Below are 18,606 nucleotides of genomic sequence, written 5' to 3'. Positions count from 1 at the left end.
GTGTGGCGGGTGGCGCTAACGCTTACCCGCCCTACGTTAATTCAACGCGTAATATCCCACCCGCGCGCCTTCCACAACGCTGGCAGTTGCGCCAGATCGGTAAAGGTTGTCACTTTTGGATGGTCGATCGGCTTGTTGTGCGGATCGGCGCAGAAGTAAAATACCTCCATCCCCGCATCAATCCCTGACTGCGCGCCGGCAGATGAGTCATCCACCAGAATGCAGTTCTCCACGTTGACGTTCATCGCCTTCGCCGCGTGGAACATCAGCGCCGGATCGGGCTTCCAGCGCTGGATATCGTAGCCGCTGAACAGTTTTTCCGGGAAGTGGTGCAACATCTCCAGCTTGCCGAGCGAGTGCTGCATTTTGCTGACCGGTCCGTTAGAGACCACGCAGATCGGCACCGTCATCGCATCCAGCAGCGCGTTAGCGCCGGCGATAACTTCCAGCTCGGCGTCGAAGAGGCGTGCGACCTCGGCGCGGTACACCGGTTCCAGATCCGCTTTCACCAGATCCACCCCGTGCTCTTCGTTAATGATGTCGATGATCTCGTACAGCTTCACGCCCTTAAAGCGTTTGAACACCTCTTCGAGATCGAGCGTAATACCAAATTCATGGAACATGGCGACATACGCGCGGGAACAAATGACCTCACTGTCGACCAGCGTACCGTCACAGTCGAAAAATACCGCTTCAATTCCGGACATGCCTTTCCCTTTTAACAAGTTTAACGTTTTCGTACGGCAGTTCACCGGGACGCAATCGTTGCCGTATAAGCAAAATCAATGAAAAAAGTATCCCGTAACCGCCACTATTGTCGCATTTTGGTATAGGATAGCGACGAATTTTCCCTCCTTGTTCGGAAATTGATGATGAGTCAACAACACACTACCCAGACATCTGGTCAGGGGCTGCTTGAGCGCGTGTTCAAACTGCGCGAGCACGGCACAACGGCACGCACCGAAGTGATCGCCGGTTTTACTACCTTCCTGACGATGGTCTATATCGTTTTCGTTAACCCGCAAATTCTGGGCGTGGCTGGCATGGACACCAGCGCCGTCTTTGTAACCACCTGTCTGATCGCGGCCCTTGGCAGCATCCTGATGGGCGTTTTCGCTAATCTGCCCGTGGCGCTGGCCCCGGCAATGGGCCTGAATGCGTTCTTTGCGTTCGTGGTGGTTCAGGCGATGGGCCTGCCGTGGCAGGTTGGGATGGGCGCTATTTTCTGGGGCGCGGTCGGCCTGCTGCTGCTGACCATCTTCCGCGTGCGCTACTGGATGATTGCGAACATTCCCGTGAGCCTGCGCGTGGGCATCACCAGCGGTATCGGTCTGTTCATCGGCATGATGGGGCTGAAAAACGCTGGCGTTATCGTGGCGAACCCGGAAACGCTGGTGAGCATTGGTAACCTGACCTCTCACAGCGTGCTGCTGGGCGTGCTGGGCTTCTTTATCATCGCGATCCTGGCATCGCGCAACATCCATGCTGCGGTGCTGGTCTCTATCATTGTGACCACGCTGCTGGGCTGGATGCTGGGTGACGTGCATTACAGCGGTATCGTCTCTGCGCCACCGAGCGTCTCTACCGTGATTGGCCACGTTGATCTGGCGGGCTCGCTGAACCTGGGACTGGCCGGGGTGATTTTCTCCTTCATGCTGGTCAACCTGTTTGACTCCTCCGGTACGCTGATTGGCGTGACCGACAAAGCGGGTCTGGCAGATGAAAAAGGCAAATTCCCGCGCATGAAGCAGGCGCTGTATGTGGATAGCATCTCTTCCGTTGCTGGCTCTTTCATCGGTACCTCGTCTGTTACCGCTTACATTGAATCCTCTTCCGGTGTGTCCGTGGGTGGTCGTACCGGCCTGACGGCGGTAGTTGTGGGTCTGCTATTCCTGCTGGTGATCTTCCTCTCTCCGCTGGCGGGGATGGTGCCACCATACGCGGCAGCCGGCGCGCTGATCTACGTCGGCGTGCTGATGACCTCAAGCCTGGCGCGCGTGAAGTGGGAAGATCTGACGGAAGCCGTTCCGGCATTTATTACCGCGGTGATGATGCCGTTCAGCTTCTCGATCACCGAAGGTATCGCGCTGGGCTTTATCTCTTACTGCGTGATGAAGATCGGTACCGGCCGCTTCCGCGAACTTAGCCCGTGCGTGATTATTGTGGCGCTGCTGTTTGTGCTGAAGATTGTGTTTATTGATGCACACTAAGATGCTGGTGGTGTCAGGTGGCGCTTCGCTTACCTGACCTACTGACGAGTGTAGGCCCGGTAAGCGCTAGCGCCACCGGGCTTTTTTATCAGGCCTTCACCCGCTTAATATAATCCCCAAACGCGGTCAGCTGGCCAGAGAGATGGTCACGCGTACTCTGATCCACCACTTCACCCGTCTGCGGGTCGACCTTGTTCTGAATCACGCCGCCCATAAATTCCGGCTTGTTCATCACCATCGCATCCAGGAACACCAGGATCTGACGCAGGTGATACTGGCAGCGCGCGCCGCCGATGGCGCCCATTGAGCTGGTCTGGATCAGCACAGGTTTACCAGACAGCGGCTGCTCCGGTAAACGGGACAGCCAGTCAATGGCGTTCTTCAAACCACCCGGCACCGAGTAGTTATACTCAGGCGTCACAATCACCACGCCGTCAGCCTGACGGATTTGCTCGGCTATCGCTTCCACACTCTGCGGGAACCCTTCTTCCTGCTGAACGTCAGCATCATAAAGCGGGATGTCGCCAATGGACGGCAGGGCACTGATCTCCATTCCCGCAGGCGCCAGCTGCGGCAGCGTACGGGCAACCATCCCGTTAAAAGAACCTTTGCGCAGGCTTCCCAGTAACGTAACAACTTTCAACGTATCAGACATGATTACTCCTGTTTCATCATGATGATCCTGGACGGATCAGCTATGGGTGTATGCTTTTTCTGCCGGTAAACTGGTTAATCGCATCAGGCGCGCGGCGGGCTCGTTGGCGCGCTCAGGTACATCCGGAAGACTACGCCAACCGCGAGTGCTGTCAAACTCCCAGATTTTCAGCCGTTCGATGGCGGGGGTCACCGCAACGGACCAGATCAGTACGTCCTCAGCGTCGCAGAGCGCCTCTACCAGCGAGGCTTTTGTCGCGCGCAGGCGTCCGGAGCCGGGGAGCAGCTGCAACAGGCTGGCGTCGTCTGACGCCGCGCCGCTCAGTTTGCGGATGCTCTGGCGAAGGGTAATGAGCTGCGCTCTGGCTTCAACGGGGTCGTTCTGGTTACGTATCCACAGCTTTTCATTGCTGGAGAGCGGGTATTCATCGAGCGCGTTAGCACCATGGAAGCTGCGCGTGACGCGTTGTAGCTCCATATCCAGGCCGCAATCACCTTCCGTCGTCAGCGCGACGCCAACAATGTTGCCGGTGTACGCAATGGAAAAATGGGGGAGTGCCGGGTCCGCAAAAACCGGGCGACCTTCTGGCTGGGTGAGTATGTCCGGTAATTCGCTGGTGCCGTAGAGCATAAAAAGCAGTTCTGCGAGGAGCGCTCTGGAAGCTAAAAACCGCGTCCTGCGGTGTTCAGGTAGTTTGAGCGCCTCATTGTGACAGGCTGAAGAAAGTCTGGCCGATACGAGATGCCCTTCCGTTAATGTTCCTCGTGCAAAGTGCGTAGCCATTTTTCGCTCCTTGATAATGGTCGTAGTCGGTTAAACGGTTACATGATTATCGCTTAACTCAGCTTCTGTTTTAATCAGTAAATGGAAATAAGAGAAGCCTGAGCACCGAACTTTACATTATCTTAGGCAAAAACCTGACCTGGTGCGGTATACAGCGCTTTGATCGTCTCGCGTAGCCAGAGGATTTTCGGATTATGGCTGTTCCGTTTATGCCAGATCAGCGTGAAGGGGACGGTGAGCTTTTCTGCCTGCGCCTCATCGATGGGAATGGGCAGACAGACCAGATTACGCTGGTGGAGTTGATTGTAGTGATGGCAGTAGTGCGGCGCAGTGGCAATGTAGTTGTGATCCGGCTGGGCCGCCATAAACATCGACTGTTCAAAACCGGGCAAACTCATGGCGATGTTACGCTCCCGACCCATCTCTCTTAGCACCTCATCGAGCGCCCAGGTGTCGCTGCGTTCCCAGAAGATGCTGATATGCGGGTAGCGCAGAAACGTCTCCAGATCCCATGCTTCCTGGAGCGCGGGATGATCCTCGCGCAAATACACGCACGGACGGTCACTGAACAGGATTTCGTAGTCGATAAACCACGGCATCAGCTTTAGCAGTTCGCGCGAGCGAGGGTGCGTTTCACGCCCGGTGAAGCCCAGATCCACTTCTCCGCGCGTAATGGCGTCCAGCGAATCGTAATCCCATTGGCGCAGCTTCACCGTCGCCTGTGGGTAGCGTTCATTCACCTGCTCCAGCAGGGTATTAAAGCGGATCAGCATCAGCGGTGTTTCGGCGGCGAGCACAAACTTAAGCCCGCCAGGAGAGCTATGGTGGAATTTATCGAGGATCTGGTTGCCAATCTGCATCCAGTCGGCCAAATCCTGTTCCAGACTCACCGTCAGCGGTGTGGGCAATAGCCCTAAAGGCGTTTTCACAAACAGCGGATCGTCGAACCAGTCGCGCAGCTTCGCCAGCGATTTACTCACCGCGGACGGCGTCACGTTCATCCGCTTCGCGGCTTTGGTGACGCTGCGCTCCTGCAACAAAAGTTGCAGGCAAAGTAAAAGATTAAGATCGAGACTGCTGATGGGCTTCTTCATAGTGCGCCGCGGGCTGGATGACCATAAGTAAGGTAATGCAGAGTATGCTACAGCCAATCAGAACCCCGATCAGCATATTCAGCGCGTTAAGGCCGATCACCGCCGCCAGCCAAATCCACAGTGACGAACCGCAGACCTGCGCAATGCCCAGCACCGAGCTTGCCACGCCAGCCCGCAGCGAAAACGGGCCAAGCGCCTGACTCATCGCCACACCAAAGCCGACGGAGAATCCGGCGCAGATCAGAGTAATGCCCACCAGCATTACAGCGTGTGAGGTGGCGGTCGCCAGGATCACGCCTGCGGCGAGGAACAGCGTCTGTGAGGTGAGCATCAGCGTGCGCTGGCGGAAGATGTTGAGCGCAAAGGGCGTGGAGAATGAAACCGCCATGCTCACCATCGCGGTTAGCGCCATCACCGTCGAATACTCACCGCGATCGAAGCCCATCGTCTCCATCAGCAACACCGGGGAAACGTTTACATAGGTGAGGATCACCGCCACGCTAAGCGTTGTGATTGTCAGCCGACTCAGGAAAAAGCGATTCATCAGCTTTTCAGCCGGATGGAGGGTTGCGGTGTGATATGGCTGTTGCGAACCGGGATGGGTCTCTTTCAGCACCGTCACGGACAGGATAAAGACGATGGCGCCCATTGCGGCCATGGTCCAGAAAAGACTCTGCCACGGAAATTTAAGCATAATCAGGTAGCCAACAACCGGTGCCAGCACCGGGATGATGCAGGTAATGCCGTTCAGCATCGACAGCACTTTAGCGCGGCGCTGGGCGCTTAAGGTATCGCGAAGAATAGCAAACGCCACCACGTAACAGCCACCCGCGCCAATGCCCTGGATAAAACGGCCTGACAGGAACATTGTGCTTTCCTGAGCTACTGAAGACAGTACTGATGCCAGCGCAAAGATAACTGCACCCGTAATGGCGACGGGCTGACGGCCTGCTTTATCCGCGATTTTCCCGGCAAATACCATCGACGACGCCATTCCCGCGAGGTAGGCCGAAAACGCGATGTGCAGTTGCGCCTCGCTGGCGCCCAGATCGCGGGCAATATGCGGTAGCCCCACCAGATACATATCAATGCCGGACGGATACAGCAGAACCAGCGCAAAACTACAGAACAGAAAACGAGCCATAAATCCCCCATAGATGCAGGCAAGCAGGATAGGGGGCGTGGAGGGATTAAGCGAGTTGCCATTTGGACAATGGTGATTTCCCTGGAGGAAATCACCCTGTATTAACGGGAATTACTTACCAATGCAGAAGCTCGAGAAAATCCGTCCCAGCAGATCGTCCGATGTAAACTCCCCGGTGATCTCGCTCAGGTTCTGCTGCGCCAGACGCAGCTCTTCCGCCAGCAGTTCACCGGCCCACGCGCCGATCAGCTGGGCTTTACCCTGCTCAAGGTGGCGAGCCGCCTCTTCCAGCGCCTGCAAGTGACGACGACGTGCCAGGAAGCCGCCCTCCATACTGGTGTCGAAGCCCATGCTCTGTTTGAGATGGCTACGCAGGGCTTCCACGCCTTCACCGGTACGGGCCGACAGGCGAATAAGTGAGTGACCATTCACATCGCTGATGCCCAGCGTTTCGCCGGTAATGTCGGCCTTGTTGCGCACCACGGTGATCGGCAGTTTAGCCGGGAGACGGGCGATAAAGTCTGGCCAGATTTCAGCCGGGTCAACGGCGTCGGTTGTCGTGCCGTCCACCATAAACAGCACGCGGTCGGCCTGCTCGATCTCCTGCCAGGCGCGTTCGATACCGATACGCTCGACTTCATCGCTCGCATCGCGCAGGCCAGCGGTGTCGATGATGTGCAGCGGCATGCCGTCGATATGGATATGCTCGCGCAGGACATCGCGGGTGGTGCCGGCTATGTCGGTCACGATCGCCGCTTCACGGCCCGCCAGGGCGTTCAGCAGGCTCGATTTTCCGGCATTGGGGCGACCAGCAATCACCACCTTCATTCCTTCACGTAGCAGGCTGCCCTGGCGCGCTTCGGCGCGAACGGCATCGAGATCGTTCATCACCTGGTTGAGCTGAGCTTCAATTTTACCGTCTGAGAGGAAGTCGATCTCCTCGTCCGGGAAGTCGATAGCCGCTTCGACATAGATTCGCAGGTGAGTAAGTGCTTCCACAAGGTGATTCACGCGTGCGGAAAATGCCCCCTGCAACGAGTTCAGCGCGGAGCGGGCTGCCTGTTCGGAACTGGCGTCGATCAGGTCGGCAATCGCCTCGGCCTGCGCCAGGTCGAGCTTATCGTTGAGGAAAGCACGCTCGGAGAACTCACCCGGCTTTGCAATGCGCAGGCCAGGCAGGGTCAGAATACGTTTTAACAGCAGGTCGAGGATCACCGGGCCGCCGTGACCCTGAAGCTCCAGCACGTCTTCGCCGGTGAAGGAGTTTGGGCCGGGGAACCACAGCGCGATGCCCTGGTCCAGCGGTGTGCCGTCGGCATCCTTAAACGGCAGATAATCAGCGTAGCGCGGCTTTGGCAGTTTACCCAGCACCGCTTCGGCCACCTCACGCGCCTTCAGGCCGGAGATGCGCAGAATGCCTACACCACCGCGTCCCGGTGGGGTTGCCTGGGCGACGATAGTGTCGTTATGGCTCATGGTTGCTCTCGTTCAATACAAATAAAAAAGGCGGTCAATCGACCGCCCTTATTTTAGCGTTAAGTTACCGAATCAGGACTTTTTCTTTTCGCGGCTATGCAGGCCACGTTTTTCCAGACCACGGTAAATCAGCTGCTGCTGGATGATGGTCACCAGGTTGCTGACGATATAGTACAGCACCAGACCTGACGGGAACCACAGGAAGAACACGGTGAAGATGACCGGCATAAAGGTCATGATCTTCTGCTGCATCGGGTCGGTCACGGTGGTCGGAGACATCTTCTGAATGAAGAACATCGTCACGCCCATCAGGATCGGCAGGATGTAGTACGGGTCCTGTGCGGACAGGTCATGGATCCACAGGGCGAACGGCGCGTGGCGCAGCTCAACGGAACCCATCAGCATGTAGTACAGCGCAAGGAAGATTGGCATCTGAATCAGCAGCGGGAAGCAACCACCCAGTGGGTTCACTTTCTCTGCTTTATACAGGGCCATCATCTCCTGGCTCTGACGCTGTTTGTCATCGCCCAGACGCTCACGCATAGCCTGAATCTTCGGCTGTAGCATACGCATCTTCGCCATGGAGGTGTACTGCGCTTTAGTCAGCGGGTACATGATGCCACGAACGATAAAGGTGATAACGATGATGGAGAAGCCCCAGTTACCCAGGAAGCTGTGGATGAACTTCAGCAGCTTAAACAGCGGCTGAGAGATGAACCACAACCAACCGTAATCGACGGTCAGATCCAGGTGCGGCGCAACGGCAGCCATTTTGTCCTGGATTTCCGGGCCGACCCACAGGGTGCTTGCCAGTTTACCGGTTTGACCCGGCTGCACCAGAACCGGCTGAGATTTGTAGCCGATGGCTGCAATACCGTTGCCGAGGTTCGCGGTGTAGAAGTTGTTCGTACCGTCGTTATTCGGTACCCACGCCGTCGCGAAATACTGTTGCAGCATTGCGACCCAACCGCCTTTAGAGCTGACGTTCAGGTTTTCATTATCGGCAATGGTGTCGAATTTGTATTTCTCGTACTTGGTATCTGGCGTGGAGTAAGCCGCGCCACGGAAGGTATGCAGCGCAAAGTTGCTGCTTCCGGTGTCACGGTGAGACGGCAGATTGATGGACTGCTTCAGCTGACCAAAGGTAGAGATTTCCAGCGGTTTCGCACCGGCGTTCTGTACGCTGTAGCCCACGTTCACCGCATACTCACCGCGTTTCAGGGTGAAGGTTTTGGTGAAGGTGTTGCCTGCCGCGTCGGTGTAGGTCATCGGGATAACCAGTTCGTTCTGACCATCAGCCAGCACAAACGTGTCATTCTCGACGTTATACAGTGGACGCGCACCGTTAGCCGGGTTATCCGGGCCATCACGACCGGTCAGGCCGCTCTGCGCCTGGTAGATAAATTCAGGCGTGGTTTCCAGTAACTGGAACGGTTCGGTAGACTTCAGCTCTTTCGGGTAGGTCAACAGCAGCGCCTGCTCAACATCACCACCACGGGTGTTGATAGTCAGCTCAAGCACATCGGTCTTAACCGTAATCTGTTTCCCCTGGCCACTGGCCGGTACGCCCTGGTCGGCGGCGCTACCCGCTGCGGTGGTCGTGGTCTGCGTGGTCTGCTGCTGGGGTTGAGGATTTTTATCCTGCTCCCATGCCTGCCAGATCATGAAAGACACGAACAACAAAGCGATGATAAGAAGATTGCGTTGCGAATCCATCGTTAGTGTTCTCTGGTATCAAAAGGTCCTGGAGGGACGGGGTCGTCTCCACCTGGGTGTAAAGGGTGGCATTTTAATACGCGTTTCACCGTCAACCAACTGCCTTTTATCACTCCAAACCTGCGCAATGCCTCAATTCCGTAGCTTGAGCATGTTGGCGTGAAACGGCAGTGTGGCCCGAGTAGCGGACTAATCAGGCGTTGATAGACCCGAATGAGGGCTATCAGGACCCGCGAGCCAGGCGACAGTGGCGGCGCCATAATTTTTCCAACGCTTCCGAGAGAGCACGGTTATCGAGGTCGGCAACCCCTTTTTTAGCCACCACCACGAAATCCATTGAAGGCAGTTCGTGCTGACGTAAACGGAAGCTTTCACGCGTCAGACGTTTAATCCGGTTGCGTTCATGCGCACGCTTAACGTTTTTCTTGGCGACTGTGAGACCGATGCGGGGATGCCCCAGCGAATTTTGGCGGCCGAGGATGGTGATTTGCGGCGTGCCAGCCCGTAATGGCTGCTGGAAGACGAAAGTGAAATGAGTGGGAGTTAACAAACGTAACTCCCTGGGAAATGCGAGCTTAACCACTCAGGGGTTAGCTTTATTACTTGGAAACGGTCAGACGAGCGCGGCCTTTAGCACGACGACGTGCCAGAACCTGACGACCATTTTTAGTAGCCATACGAGCACGGAAGCCGTGAGAACGGTTGCGCTTCAGTACAGACGGTTGAAAAGTGCGTTTCATGGCGATTTCTACCTAAACTTGAAAAAATTCATGACTTTTGCGGATGCCCGACCGAGTTTCGAATGACGGACGCCGAAGCCGTGGGTGATTAAAGAGGCCGGATTGTAATAATTGTACACTCCGGAGTCAATTCTCTTTCCTTAAATCCCTGTGTATTTCCGCACGTTTTCGCGTGGAAAATGAGCAGCGGACGACGCAGGAAGATGAGCATCACGCGCCGGGTCGAGGATTATACGGGCTCAACGATAAAGCGCAAGGATCGTCCCGGATCTTCGTTAGATCATTTAAGCCAAAAATTGTCTGTGCTCATTAAATTTTCCAATATGCGGCCTAAATCGCGAGGCACTCGCGTCAGGATCGTTTACACTTACCCGATTCCGGATCTTCCTGTGGATAAATCGGGAAGAATCTGTGAGAAACAGAAGATCTCTGGCTCAGTTTAGGCTATGATCCGCGGTCCCGATCGGGATCCAGCGATCCAGGCCGGGTATAACCGCAGATAGCGGTTCGCACATCACCCTTTTGCACAGGGTCATGTCGATGTGCGCCAACAATCATGAATATTCAATAGTTTTCTTTTATTGTTCGAGTGGAGTCCGCCGTGTCACTTTCGCTTTGGCAGCAGTGTCTTGCCCGATTGCAGGATGAGTTACCAGCCACAGAATTCAGTATGTGGATCCGCCCGTTGCAGGCGGAACTGAGCGATAACACGCTGGCTTTGTATGCGCCAAACCGTTTCGTGCTCGATTGGGTAAGGGATAAATACCTTAATAACATCAATGGACTGCTGAACGATTTCTGCGGGTCAGATGCCCCACAGCTGCGTTTTGAAGTGGGCACAAAGCCGGTCACCCAAACCGTTCGTGAAGTTGTCAATGTGGCAGCCCCTGCACAGGCGGCGCCCGCGCCAGCGCCTCGCGTTGCACCGGCTCGTCAGGGCTGGGATAACGTTCCGGCCCCCGCTGAGCCTACCTACCGCTCTAACGTTAACGTGAAACACACGTTCGATAACTTCGTTGAAGGTAAGTCGAACCAGCTGGCGCGCGCGGCGGCTCGCCAGGTAGCCGATAACCCCGGTGGCGCTTACAACCCGCTGTTTCTGTATGGCGGCACGGGTCTCGGTAAAACGCACCTGCTGCATGCGGTGGGTAACGGCATTATGGCGCGTAAGCCCAATGCGAAAGTGGTGTATATGCACTCCGAACGCTTCGTTCAGGACATGGTAAAAGCCCTGCAAAACAATGCGATCGAAGAGTTTAAACGCTACTACCGTTCCGTTGATGCGCTGCTGATCGATGACATTCAGTTCTTTGCCAATAAAGAACGATCGCAGGAAGAGTTTTTCCATACCTTTAACGCCCTGCTGGAAGGCAATCAGCAGATCATTCTGACCTCGGATCGTTATCCAAAAGAGATCAACGGCGTTGAAGATCGTCTCAAATCCCGCTTCGGCTGGGGCCTGACCGTGGCGATCGAGCCGCCGGAGCTGGAAACCCGCGTCGCGATCCTGATGAAAAAAGCCGACGAGAACGACATTCGCCTGCCGGGTGAAGTGGCGTTCTTCATTGCCAAGCGTCTGCGTTCCAACGTGCGTGAACTGGAAGGGGCGCTGAATCGCGTTATCGCCAACGCCAACTTCACCGGTCGGGCGATCACCATCGATTTTGTGCGTGAAGCGCTGCGCGATTTATTGGCTTTGCAGGAAAAACTGGTCACTATCGACAATATTCAGAAGACGGTGGCTGAGTACTACAAGATCAAAGTGGCAGATTTACTGTCTAAACGTCGTTCCCGCTCGGTGGCGCGTCCGCGTCAGATGGCGATGGCGCTGGCAAAAGAGCTAACCAACCACAGCCTGCCGGAAATCGGTGATGCGTTTGGTGGCCGTGACCATACGACCGTGCTGCACGCTTGTCGCAAGATCGAGCAGTTACGCGAAGAAAGCCACGACATAAAAGAAGATTTTTCCAATTTAATCAGAACATTATCATCGTGACGCTATGAAATTTACCGTTGAACGTGAACATTTATTAAAACCGCTGCAACAGGTGAGTGGCCCATTAGGCGGCCGCCCTACGCTGCCTATTCTTGGAAACCTGCTGCTTCAGGTCGCGGACGGTACGCTGTCGCTGACCGGCACAGATCTGGAAATGGAAATGATCGCGCGCGTTACGCTGACTCAGCCGCACGACGCGGGCGCGACCACGGTTCCGGCACGTAAATTCTTTGATATTTGCCGTGGGCTGCCGGAAGGCGCTGAAATCGCAGTGCAGCTGGAGGGCGACCGCATGCTGGTGCGCTCTGGCCGCAGCCGTTTCTCCCTCTCCACGTTGCCCGCTGCGGACTTCCCGAACCTGGATGACTGGCAGAGCGAAGTTGAATTTACCCTGCCGCAGGCGACGATGAAGCGTCTGATTGAAGCCACGCAGTTCTCCATGGCGCATCAGGACGTTCGTTACTACTTAAACGGCATGCTGTTCGAAACCGAAGGTGAAGAGCTGCGTACCGTGGCGACCGACGGTCACCGTCTGGCGGTTTGTTCCATGCCGATTGGCGATTCACTGCCAAACCATTCGGTGATCGTACCGCGTAAAGGCGTAATTGAACTGATGCGTATGCTCGACGGCGGTGAAACGCCGCTGCGCGTGCAGATCGGCAGCAACAATATTCGTGCCCACGTGGGCGATTTTGTCTTCACATCGAAGCTGGTAGACGGTCGTTTCCCGGATTATCGCCGCGTATTGCCGAAGAACCCGGATAAAACGCTGGAGGCGGGTTGCGACATCCTCAAGCAGGCGTTCGCGCGTGCCGCTATTCTCTCCAACGAGAAATTCCGCGGCGTACGTCTGTACGTGAGTGAAAACCAGATCAAAATCACCGCCAACAACCCGGAGCAGGAAGAGGCAGAAGAGATTCTGGACGTCACCTACGCCGGGGCTGAGATGGAAATCGGCTTCAACGTCAGCTATGTGCTGGATGTGCTGAATGCACTGAAATGCGAGAACGTTCGCATCCTGCTGACTGACTCCGTTTCGAGCGTACAGATTGAAGATGCCGCATCACAGTCGGCTGCTTATGTTGTCATGCCAATGAGACTGTAATGTCGCTCACCCGTCTGTTGATCCGCGACTTTCGCAATATCGAAAGCGCGGATCTCGCTTTATCCCCTGGCTTTAACTTCCTGGTTGGCGCGAACGGCAGCGGCAAAACCAGCGTGCTGGAAGCCATCTATACGCTCGGCCACGGCCGGGCGTTTCGCAGTTTGCAGATTGGTCGCGTGATTCGCCACGAGCAGGAATCTTTTGTTCTGCACGGGCGTTTGCAGGGCGCAGAGCGGGAAACCGCCATCGGCCTGACCAAAGACAAGCAGGGCGACAGCAAGGTGCGCATCGACGGCACCGATGGCCACAAGGTGGCGGAGCTGGCGCTGCTGATGCCGATGCAGCTGATTACGCCCGAGGGGTTTACTTTACTCAACGGCGGCCCCAAATACAGAAGAGCGTTCCTCGACTGGGGATGCTTTCACAATGAAGCCGGTTTCTTTAACGCCTGGAGCAACCTCAAGCGTCTGCTTAAACAGCGTAACGCCGCATTGCGCCAGGTCACGCGCTACGCTCAGCTGCGTCCGTGGGACATGGAACTCATCCCTCTTGCGGAACAAATCAGCCGCTGGCGTGCCGAATACAGCGCAGGTATCGCCGAAGACATGGCCGACACCTGCAAACAGTTTTTACCCGAGTTCTCTCTCACCTTCTCTTTCCAGCGTGGCTGGGAAAAAGAGACGGATTATGCCGAGGTGTTAGAGAGAAGCTTCGAGCGCGATCGCATGTTGACCTACACCGCGCACGGCCCGCACAAGGCGGATTTCCGCATTCGTGCCGACGGTGCGCCGGTGGAAGACACGCTGTCGCGCGGGCAGCTGAAGCTCCTGATGTGCGCGCTGCGCCTGGCGCAGGGGGAGTTCCTCACTCGAGAGAGCGGGCGACGCTGCCTGTACCTGATAGATGATTTTGCCTCGGAACTTGACGACGCGCGGCGCGGGCTGCTTGCCAGCCGCTTAAAAGCCACGCAGTCGCAGGTTTTCGTCAGCGCCATTAGCGCTGAACACGTTATAGACATGTCGGATGAAAATTCGAAGATGTTTACCGTGGAAAAGGGTAAAATAACGGATTAACCCAAGTTGAAATGAGCGAGAAACGTTGATGTCGAATTCTTATGACTCCTCCAGTATCAAAGTCCTGAAAGGGCTGGATGCGGTGCGTAAGCGCCCGGGTATGTATATCGGCGACACGGATGACGGCACCGGTCTGCACCACATGGTATTCGAGGTGGTAGATAACGCTATCGACGAAGCGCTCGCGGGTCACTGTAAAGACATCGTGGTCACGATCCATGCGGACAACTCCGTGTCCGTTACCGATGACGGTCGTGGTATCCCAACTGGTATTCACCCGGAAGAGGGCGTATCTGCTGCGGAAGTCATCATGACCGTTCTGCACGCAGGCGGTAAGTTCGATGATAACTCCTATAAAGTTTCCGGCGGTCTGCACGGCGTAGGCGTATCCGTAGTAAATGCCCTGTCGCAGAAGCTGGAGCTGGTTATCCAGCGCGAAGGCAAAATTCACCGTCAGATCTACCAGCACGGCGTGCCTGACGCTCCGCTGGCCGTCACAGGTGATACCGATAAAACCGGTACCATGGTGCGTTTCTGGCCGAGCCTCGAAACCTTCACCAACGTCACCGAATTCGAGTACGACATTCTGGCGAAACGCCTGCGTGAACTGTCGTTCCTGAACTCCGGCGTGTCGATTCGTCTGCGCGACAAACGCGACAACAAAGAAGACCACTTCCATTACGAAGGTGGTATCAAGGCGTTCGTTGAGTATCTGAACAAGAACAAAACGCCAATTCACCCGAATATCTTCTACTTCTCTACTGAAAAAGACGGTATCGGTGTGGAAGTGGCCTTGCAGTGGAACGACGGTTTCCAGGAAAACATCTACTGCTTCACCAACAACATTCCACAACGCGATGGCGGTACGCACCTGGCGGGCTTCCGCGCGGCGATGACCCGAACCCTGAACGCCTACATGGACAAAGAAGGCTACAGCAAAAAAGCGAAAGTCAGCGCCACCGGTGACGATGCCCGTGAAGGCCTGATTGCCGTGGTCTCCGTGAAGGTGCCGGATCCGAAGTTCTCCTCACAGACCAAAGACAAGCTGGTCTCTTCTGAGGTGAAATCGGCGGTTGAACAGCAGATGAACGAACTGCTGAGCGAATACCTGCTGGAAAACCCGTCCGACGCGAAAATCGTGGTGGGTAAAATTATCGATGCGGCGCGTGCCCGTGAAGCGGCGCGTAAAGCGCGTGAAATGACCCGTCGTAAAGGCGCGCTGGACCTGGCAGGCCTGCCGGGCAAACTGGCTGACTGTCAGGAACGCGACCCGGCGCTGTCTGAACTGTACCTTGTGGAAGGGGACTCCGCGGGCGGTTCTGCGAAGCAGGGCCGTAACCGCAAGAACCAGGCGATTCTGCCGCTGAAGGGTAAAATCCTTAACGTTGAGAAAGCGCGCTTCGACAAGATGCTCTCTTCTCAGGAAGTGGCGACGCTCATCACCGCGCTCGGCTGCGGCATTGGTCGCGACGAGTACAACCCGGACAAACTGCGCTATCACAGCATCATCATCATGACCGATGCGGACGTCGACGGCTCGCACATTCGTACGCTGCTGTTGACCTTCTTCTATCGTCAGATGCCGGAAATCGTTGAGCGCGGCCACGTCTACATTGCCCAGCCGCCGCTGTACAAAGTGAAGAAAGGCAAGCAGGAACAGTACATTAAAGATGACGACGCGATGGATCAGTACCAAATCGCGATCGCCCTTGATGGTGCGACCCTGCACGCAAATTCCAGCGCGCCAGCGCTGGCCGGTGAGCCGCTGGAGCGTCTGGTCTCCGAGTTCAACGCCACGCAGAAAATGATTGGCCGTATGGAGCGTCGCTATCCGAAAGCGCTGCTGAAAGAGCTGATTTACCAGCCGACCCTGACCGAAGCCGATCTGAGCAACGAGCAGACCGTCACCCGCTGGGTGAACACCCTGGTGAGCGAGCTGAACGAGAAAGAGCAGCATGGCAGCCAGTGGAAGTTCGACGTCCAGCAGAACGCTGAGCAGCAGTTCGAGCCGATCGTCCGCGTGCGTACCCACGGCGTCGATACCGACTACCCGCTGGAGCACGAATTTGTGGCCGGTCCGGAATACCGCCGTATCTGCACCCTCGGCGAGAAGCTGCGCGGTCTGATCGAAGACGATGCGTTTATCGAACGTGGCGAACGTCGTCAGCCGGTAGCCAGCTTCGAACAGGCGCTGGAGTGGCTGGTAAAAGAGTCCCGTCGTGGTCTCTCTATTCAGCGTTATAAAGGCCTGGGCGAAATGAACCCGGATCAGCTGTGGGAAACCACCATGGATCCGGAAAGCCGTCGCATGTTGCGCGTCACCGTTAAAGACGCAATCGCAGCGGATCAGCTGTTCACGACCCTGATGGGCGATGCGGTTGAACCACGTCGCGCCTTCATCGAAGAGAACGCCCTGAAGGCGGCGAATATCGATATTTAATCGTCGCTTTACGACAGCCTAACTGGCCGCGCTTCAGCGCGGCTTTTTTATGGACGCAGGAAACTCCAGCGACATCACTGCCGGTAAACGTTTGACCAGCATATCTATGGCAATTCTTACCCTTAGCGGCAGGTGTGGCGTCTGCTGCCAGACGGCATGAACGTCGAAGCGTACATCCGGGGCCTGCTTTAAGAGCGGGACAAGATCTCCCTGCTGAATTTCTTTAATGACCATCCAGCAGGGTAACCATGCAAGGCCGTGGCCGGCCAGCGCCGCGTCGCAGATCGCCTGCAAATCATCCATATTGAGCGATGAGCGGGGAATAAACGTGCGCGACGTGCCATCGTAATCCATCAGCTGCCAGGGTAGGACTCTGCCCGCACGCGTGTAGTTAATGGCCGTATGCTGGCGTAAATCATCAACGGTTTGCGGCTGGCCATTCTTAAGCAGATAATCCGGCGCGGCGCACAGCACCATCCGGTGCTCCCCCAGCCTTCTGGCGACCAGCACGCTGCTGTCAGCCAGAGCGCCATTGCGCACCGCCATATCAAACCCTTCTTCCACGAGATCCACGACGCGGTCGCTGAAGGACATTTCAAGCTCAAGCCCTGGATGCTCCTGCGCCAGCTCTATTAGCAGCGGGGCGATACACTGGCGACCAAACAGCACCGGCACGGCAACACGCAGCCGACCGCTGACCTGATGTTTTCCGGTTTCAAGCTGCGATTCAGCGCCACGGATCTCCTCCAGCGCGCGCAGGCAGCGTTCATAAAAAAGCGCGCCGTTATCGGTCAGCCTCTGACTGCGGGTGGTCCGATGAAACAGACGAACCCCCAGCCTCTCTTCAAGACGAGCAATGCTTTTTCCTACCGCCGAGCGCGACAAATGCAGACGGACGGCGGCCTGGGCAAAACTTCCTGCCTCAACGGAGGCAACGAAAACGGGAATATCTTTCAGCGTATCGGTCATGGACGGATTGTGTCAATTTGGTCATCAATGAAGGGAAAACTTATCGCCACTGGCGACGCTGAGTCAACGGTAGACTGTCAGAACTGAAAATCATCTGATGACAGGAGAAAAAAATGACTGAAACAATGCAACGCTGGTCAATGGATGCCCTTGGTCGTGAAAGCCTCAGGCTCGTTCAGGAGCCTGTTCCACAGCCAGGCCCGGGGGAGGTTCGCGTAAGGGTTAATGCCGTTGCGCTCAACTACCGGGATAAAATGGTGATTGAAGGCACGATGCCGATTCCGCTTTCCTTCCCGTTTACTCCAGCATCTGACATGGCAGGCGTGGTGGACAGCATCGGCGAAGGCGTTACGCGTTTCAAGCCCGGCGCACGCGTCATCTCAACCTTCTTCCCGGAATGGATCGACGGCAAGCCGCAGGCAGACGCGCGCGATTTGCCCTATAAAACGTCCGGTGGATACTTCCAGGGCATGCTGGCCGAATATGTGATTGTGAGTGAAAACGCGCTGGTGGCGTCCCCGGAAAGCCTGGATGACGCTGAGGCCAGCACGCTTCCTTGCGCGGGGCTTACCGCATGGTTCGCGCTGGTGGAGCGCGGTCATTTACGCGCCGGGCAATCGGTGCTGGTACAAGGGACGGGCGGTGTGGCGCTATACGCTTTGCAGATAGCAAAAGCGCACGGCGCAGAAGTTATTGTTACGTCGGGGAGTAATGAAAAACTGGCGCGGGCCAAAAAGCTGGGGGCCAGCCAGGGCATCAACCGACTGAAAGGCGACTGGGCTGAAAATACGCTGGCACTGACGCAGGATCGCGGCATCGACCATATTATCGAAACGGTGGGTGGGGAGAACCTGAGACATTCCCTGCGCGCCGTTGCCGTTCATGGGCGGATATCGGTCATTGGCGTGCTGGCCGGAACAGAAATTTCTCTGCCTGCAAGCGAGCTGTTGCTGAAATCTCCCGTCATTCAGGGGATTGGGGTTGGACACCGCCGGGCGCTGGAAGATTTTGTCCGTGCTGTTGATGTCACGGAGTTAAAACCGGTGATTGAGCATCGCTACCGCTTTGACGAGCTGGAACAGGCGCTTGAACATCTGGATCGCGGTGCGTTTGGCAAAATCGTTCTCACCCGCGAGTGAGTTCCCGTTCCCGGGATAAACGTAAAAGGGGCTTTTTGTTGCGCAAGGTAGCTCTATTTTTGTGTG

General features: G+C 56.1%; 17 protein-coding genes. 6 read left to right on the top strand and 11 right to left on the bottom strand.

Translation table 11 applies throughout. The features are described from left to right. Positions 1-41: 41 nt before the first annotated feature. A complete protein-coding gene (yieH, locus tag O1722_RS23345) occupies positions 42-707 on the bottom strand; it encodes a 6-phosphogluconate phosphatase (RefSeq protein WP_023295655.1) in 666 nt (221 codons plus the stop codon). Between the two features lie 165 nt (positions 708-872). Here yieH and adeP point away from each other — a divergent pair, with 165 nt between their 5' ends. Further along, entirely contained in the window at positions 873-2,210 is a 1,338-nt protein-coding gene (adeP, locus tag O1722_RS23340; protein WP_137984248.1) for an adenine permease AdeP, read from the top strand. Positions 2,211-2,298: 88 nt separating this feature from the next. Here the strand turns inward: adeP and O1722_RS23335 are convergent, their stop codons facing one another. The 9 genes from O1722_RS23335 to rpmH all read right to left on the bottom strand — a co-directional run bounded on the left by O1722_RS23335 (position 2,299) and on the right by rpmH (position 9,818). After that, positions 2,299-2,865: an NADPH-dependent FMN reductase gene (locus O1722_RS23335; RefSeq protein WP_003861147.1), complete on the bottom strand. Its 567-nt coding sequence runs from the start codon at positions 2,863-2,865 to the stop codon at positions 2,299-2,301. 36 nt (positions 2,866-2,901) lie between these two features. Beyond that, complete coding sequence (locus O1722_RS23330; RefSeq protein ID WP_032103312.1) at positions 2,902-3,648, bottom strand: 4'-phosphopantetheinyl transferase family protein; 747 nt, start codon at positions 3,646-3,648, stop codon at positions 2,902-2,904. A gap of 122 nt (positions 3,649-3,770) precedes the next feature. After that, complete coding sequence (gene yidZ / locus O1722_RS23325; RefSeq protein WP_017383702.1) at positions 3,771-4,742, bottom strand: HTH-type transcriptional regulator YidZ; 972 nt, start codon at positions 4,740-4,742, stop codon at positions 3,771-3,773. Next, a complete protein-coding gene (locus tag O1722_RS23320; RefSeq protein ID WP_015570137.1) occupies positions 4,711-5,886 on the bottom strand; it encodes an MFS transporter in 1,176 nt (391 codons plus the stop codon). Before O1722_RS23320 ends, yidZ begins: the two co-directional genes overlap by 32 nt. A gap of 111 nt (positions 5,887-5,997) precedes the next feature. After that, positions 5,998-7,362 (bottom strand): tRNA uridine-5-carboxymethylaminomethyl(34) synthesis GTPase MnmE, encoded by a 1,365-nt coding sequence (gene mnmE / locus O1722_RS23315; protein ID WP_033487042.1) that lies wholly within the window; start codon positions 7,360-7,362, stop codon positions 5,998-6,000. Between the two features lie 72 nt (positions 7,363-7,434). Then, positions 7,435-9,078 carry a membrane protein insertase YidC gene (gene yidC, locus O1722_RS23310; protein ID WP_003861138.1) on the bottom strand — a complete coding sequence of 548 codons (1,644 nt, stop codon included), beginning with the start codon at positions 9,076-9,078 and terminating at the stop codon, positions 7,435-7,437. A gap of 2 nt (positions 9,079-9,080) precedes the next feature. Continuing rightward, on the bottom strand, positions 9,081-9,338 hold the full coding sequence (yidD, locus tag O1722_RS23305) for a membrane protein insertion efficiency factor YidD (protein WP_001307474.1): 258 nt from the start codon (positions 9,336-9,338) through the stop codon (positions 9,081-9,083). Further along, on the bottom strand, positions 9,302-9,661 hold the full coding sequence (rnpA, locus tag O1722_RS23300; RefSeq protein WP_006808764.1) for a ribonuclease P protein component: 360 nt from the start codon (positions 9,659-9,661) through the stop codon (positions 9,302-9,304). The genes yidD and rnpA overlap by 37 nt, the downstream gene beginning before the upstream one ends. Before the next feature lie 16 nt (positions 9,662-9,677). After that, a complete protein-coding gene (gene rpmH / locus O1722_RS23295) occupies positions 9,678-9,818 on the bottom strand; it encodes a 50S ribosomal protein L34 (RefSeq protein ID WP_000831330.1) in 141 nt (46 codons plus the stop codon). A gap of 601 nt (positions 9,819-10,419) precedes the next feature. Here rpmH and dnaA point away from each other — a divergent pair. The 4 genes from dnaA to gyrB are packed head-to-tail and all read left to right on the top strand — an operon-like array spanning position 10,420 to position 16,432. Beyond that, positions 10,420-11,814 carry a chromosomal replication initiator protein DnaA gene (gene dnaA, locus O1722_RS23290; RefSeq protein ID WP_003861124.1) on the top strand — a complete coding sequence of 465 codons (1,395 nt, stop codon included), beginning with the start codon at positions 10,420-10,422 and terminating at the stop codon, positions 11,812-11,814. Positions 11,815-11,818: 4 nt separating this feature from the next. Further along, positions 11,819-12,919: a DNA polymerase III subunit beta gene (dnaN, locus tag O1722_RS23285; RefSeq protein ID WP_015570134.1), complete on the top strand. Its 1,101-nt coding sequence runs from the start codon at positions 11,819-11,821 to the stop codon at positions 12,917-12,919. Then, complete coding sequence (recF, locus tag O1722_RS23280; RefSeq protein WP_000060091.1) at positions 12,919-13,992, top strand: DNA replication/repair protein RecF; 1,074 nt, start codon at positions 12,919-12,921, stop codon at positions 13,990-13,992. The genes dnaN and recF overlap by 1 nt, the downstream gene beginning before the upstream one ends. Before the next feature lie 28 nt (positions 13,993-14,020). Next, positions 14,021-16,432, top strand: coding sequence for a DNA topoisomerase (ATP-hydrolyzing) subunit B (gene gyrB, locus O1722_RS23275; RefSeq protein ID WP_033487038.1), 2,412 nt, complete (start codon positions 14,021-14,023; stop codon positions 16,430-16,432). Between the two features lie 33 nt (positions 16,433-16,465). Here the strand turns inward: gyrB and O1722_RS23270 are convergent, their stop codons facing one another. After that, positions 16,466-17,401, bottom strand: a complete 936-nt coding sequence (locus O1722_RS23270; protein WP_017694028.1) for a LysR family transcriptional regulator — start codon at positions 17,399-17,401, stop codon at positions 16,466-16,468. Between the two features lie 113 nt (positions 17,402-17,514). Between O1722_RS23270 and O1722_RS23265 the strand changes: the two genes are divergently transcribed. After that, on the top strand, positions 17,515-18,540 hold the full coding sequence (locus tag O1722_RS23265) for a zinc-dependent alcohol dehydrogenase family protein (RefSeq protein WP_033487037.1): 1,026 nt from the start codon (positions 17,515-17,517) through the stop codon (positions 18,538-18,540). Positions 18,541-18,606 lie beyond the last annotated feature (66 nt).

It is taken from the genome of Enterobacter cloacae complex sp. HYC003_NIDB, from assembly GCF_056673375.1.
Note: the sequence above shows the minus strand (reverse complement) of the source record. Positions and strands in the feature narration are given on the sequence as shown.

Coding starts and splice junctions, on each gene's coding strand:
- O1722_RS23320 (WP_015570137.1), bottom strand. CDS start 5,886: ATGGCTCGTTTTCTGTTCTGTAGTTTTGCGCTGGTTCTGCTGTATCCG.
- recF (WP_000060091.1), top strand. CDS start 12,919: ATGTCGCTCACCCGTCTGTTGATCCGCGACTTTCGCAATATCGAAAGC.
- yieH (WP_023295655.1), bottom strand. CDS start 707: ATGTCCGGAATTGAAGCGGTATTTTTCGACTGTGACGGTACGCTGGTC.
- O1722_RS23265 (WP_033487037.1), top strand. CDS start 17,515: ATGACTGAAACAATGCAACGCTGGTCAATGGATGCCCTTGGTCGTGAA.
- rpmH (WP_000831330.1), bottom strand. CDS start 9,818: ATGAAACGCACTTTTCAACCGTCTGTACTGAAGCGCAACCGTTCTCAC.
- dnaN (WP_015570134.1), top strand. CDS start 11,819: ATGAAATTTACCGTTGAACGTGAACATTTATTAAAACCGCTGCAACAG.
- yidC (WP_003861138.1), bottom strand. CDS start 9,078: ATGGATTCGCAACGCAATCTTCTTATCATCGCTTTGTTGTTCGTGTCT.
- yidD (WP_001307474.1), bottom strand. CDS start 9,338: ATGGCGCCGCCACTGTCGCCTGGCTCGCGGGTCCTGATAGCCCTCATT.
- O1722_RS23270 (WP_017694028.1), bottom strand. CDS start 17,401: ATGACCGATACGCTGAAAGATATTCCCGTTTTCGTTGCCTCCGTTGAG.
- O1722_RS23330 (WP_032103312.1), bottom strand. CDS start 3,648: ATGGCTACGCACTTTGCACGAGGAACATTAACGGAAGGGCATCTCGTA.
- mnmE (WP_033487042.1), bottom strand. CDS start 7,362: ATGAGCCATAACGACACTATCGTCGCCCAGGCAACCCCACCGGGACGC.
- gyrB (WP_033487038.1), top strand. CDS start 14,021: ATGTCGAATTCTTATGACTCCTCCAGTATCAAAGTCCTGAAAGGGCTG.
- O1722_RS23335 (WP_003861147.1), bottom strand. CDS start 2,865: ATGTCTGATACGTTGAAAGTTGTTACGTTACTGGGAAGCCTGCGCAAA.
- yidZ (WP_017383702.1), bottom strand. CDS start 4,742: ATGAAGAAGCCCATCAGCAGTCTCGATCTTAATCTTTTACTTTGCCTG.
- adeP (WP_137984248.1), top strand. CDS start 873: ATGAGTCAACAACACACTACCCAGACATCTGGTCAGGGGCTGCTTGAG.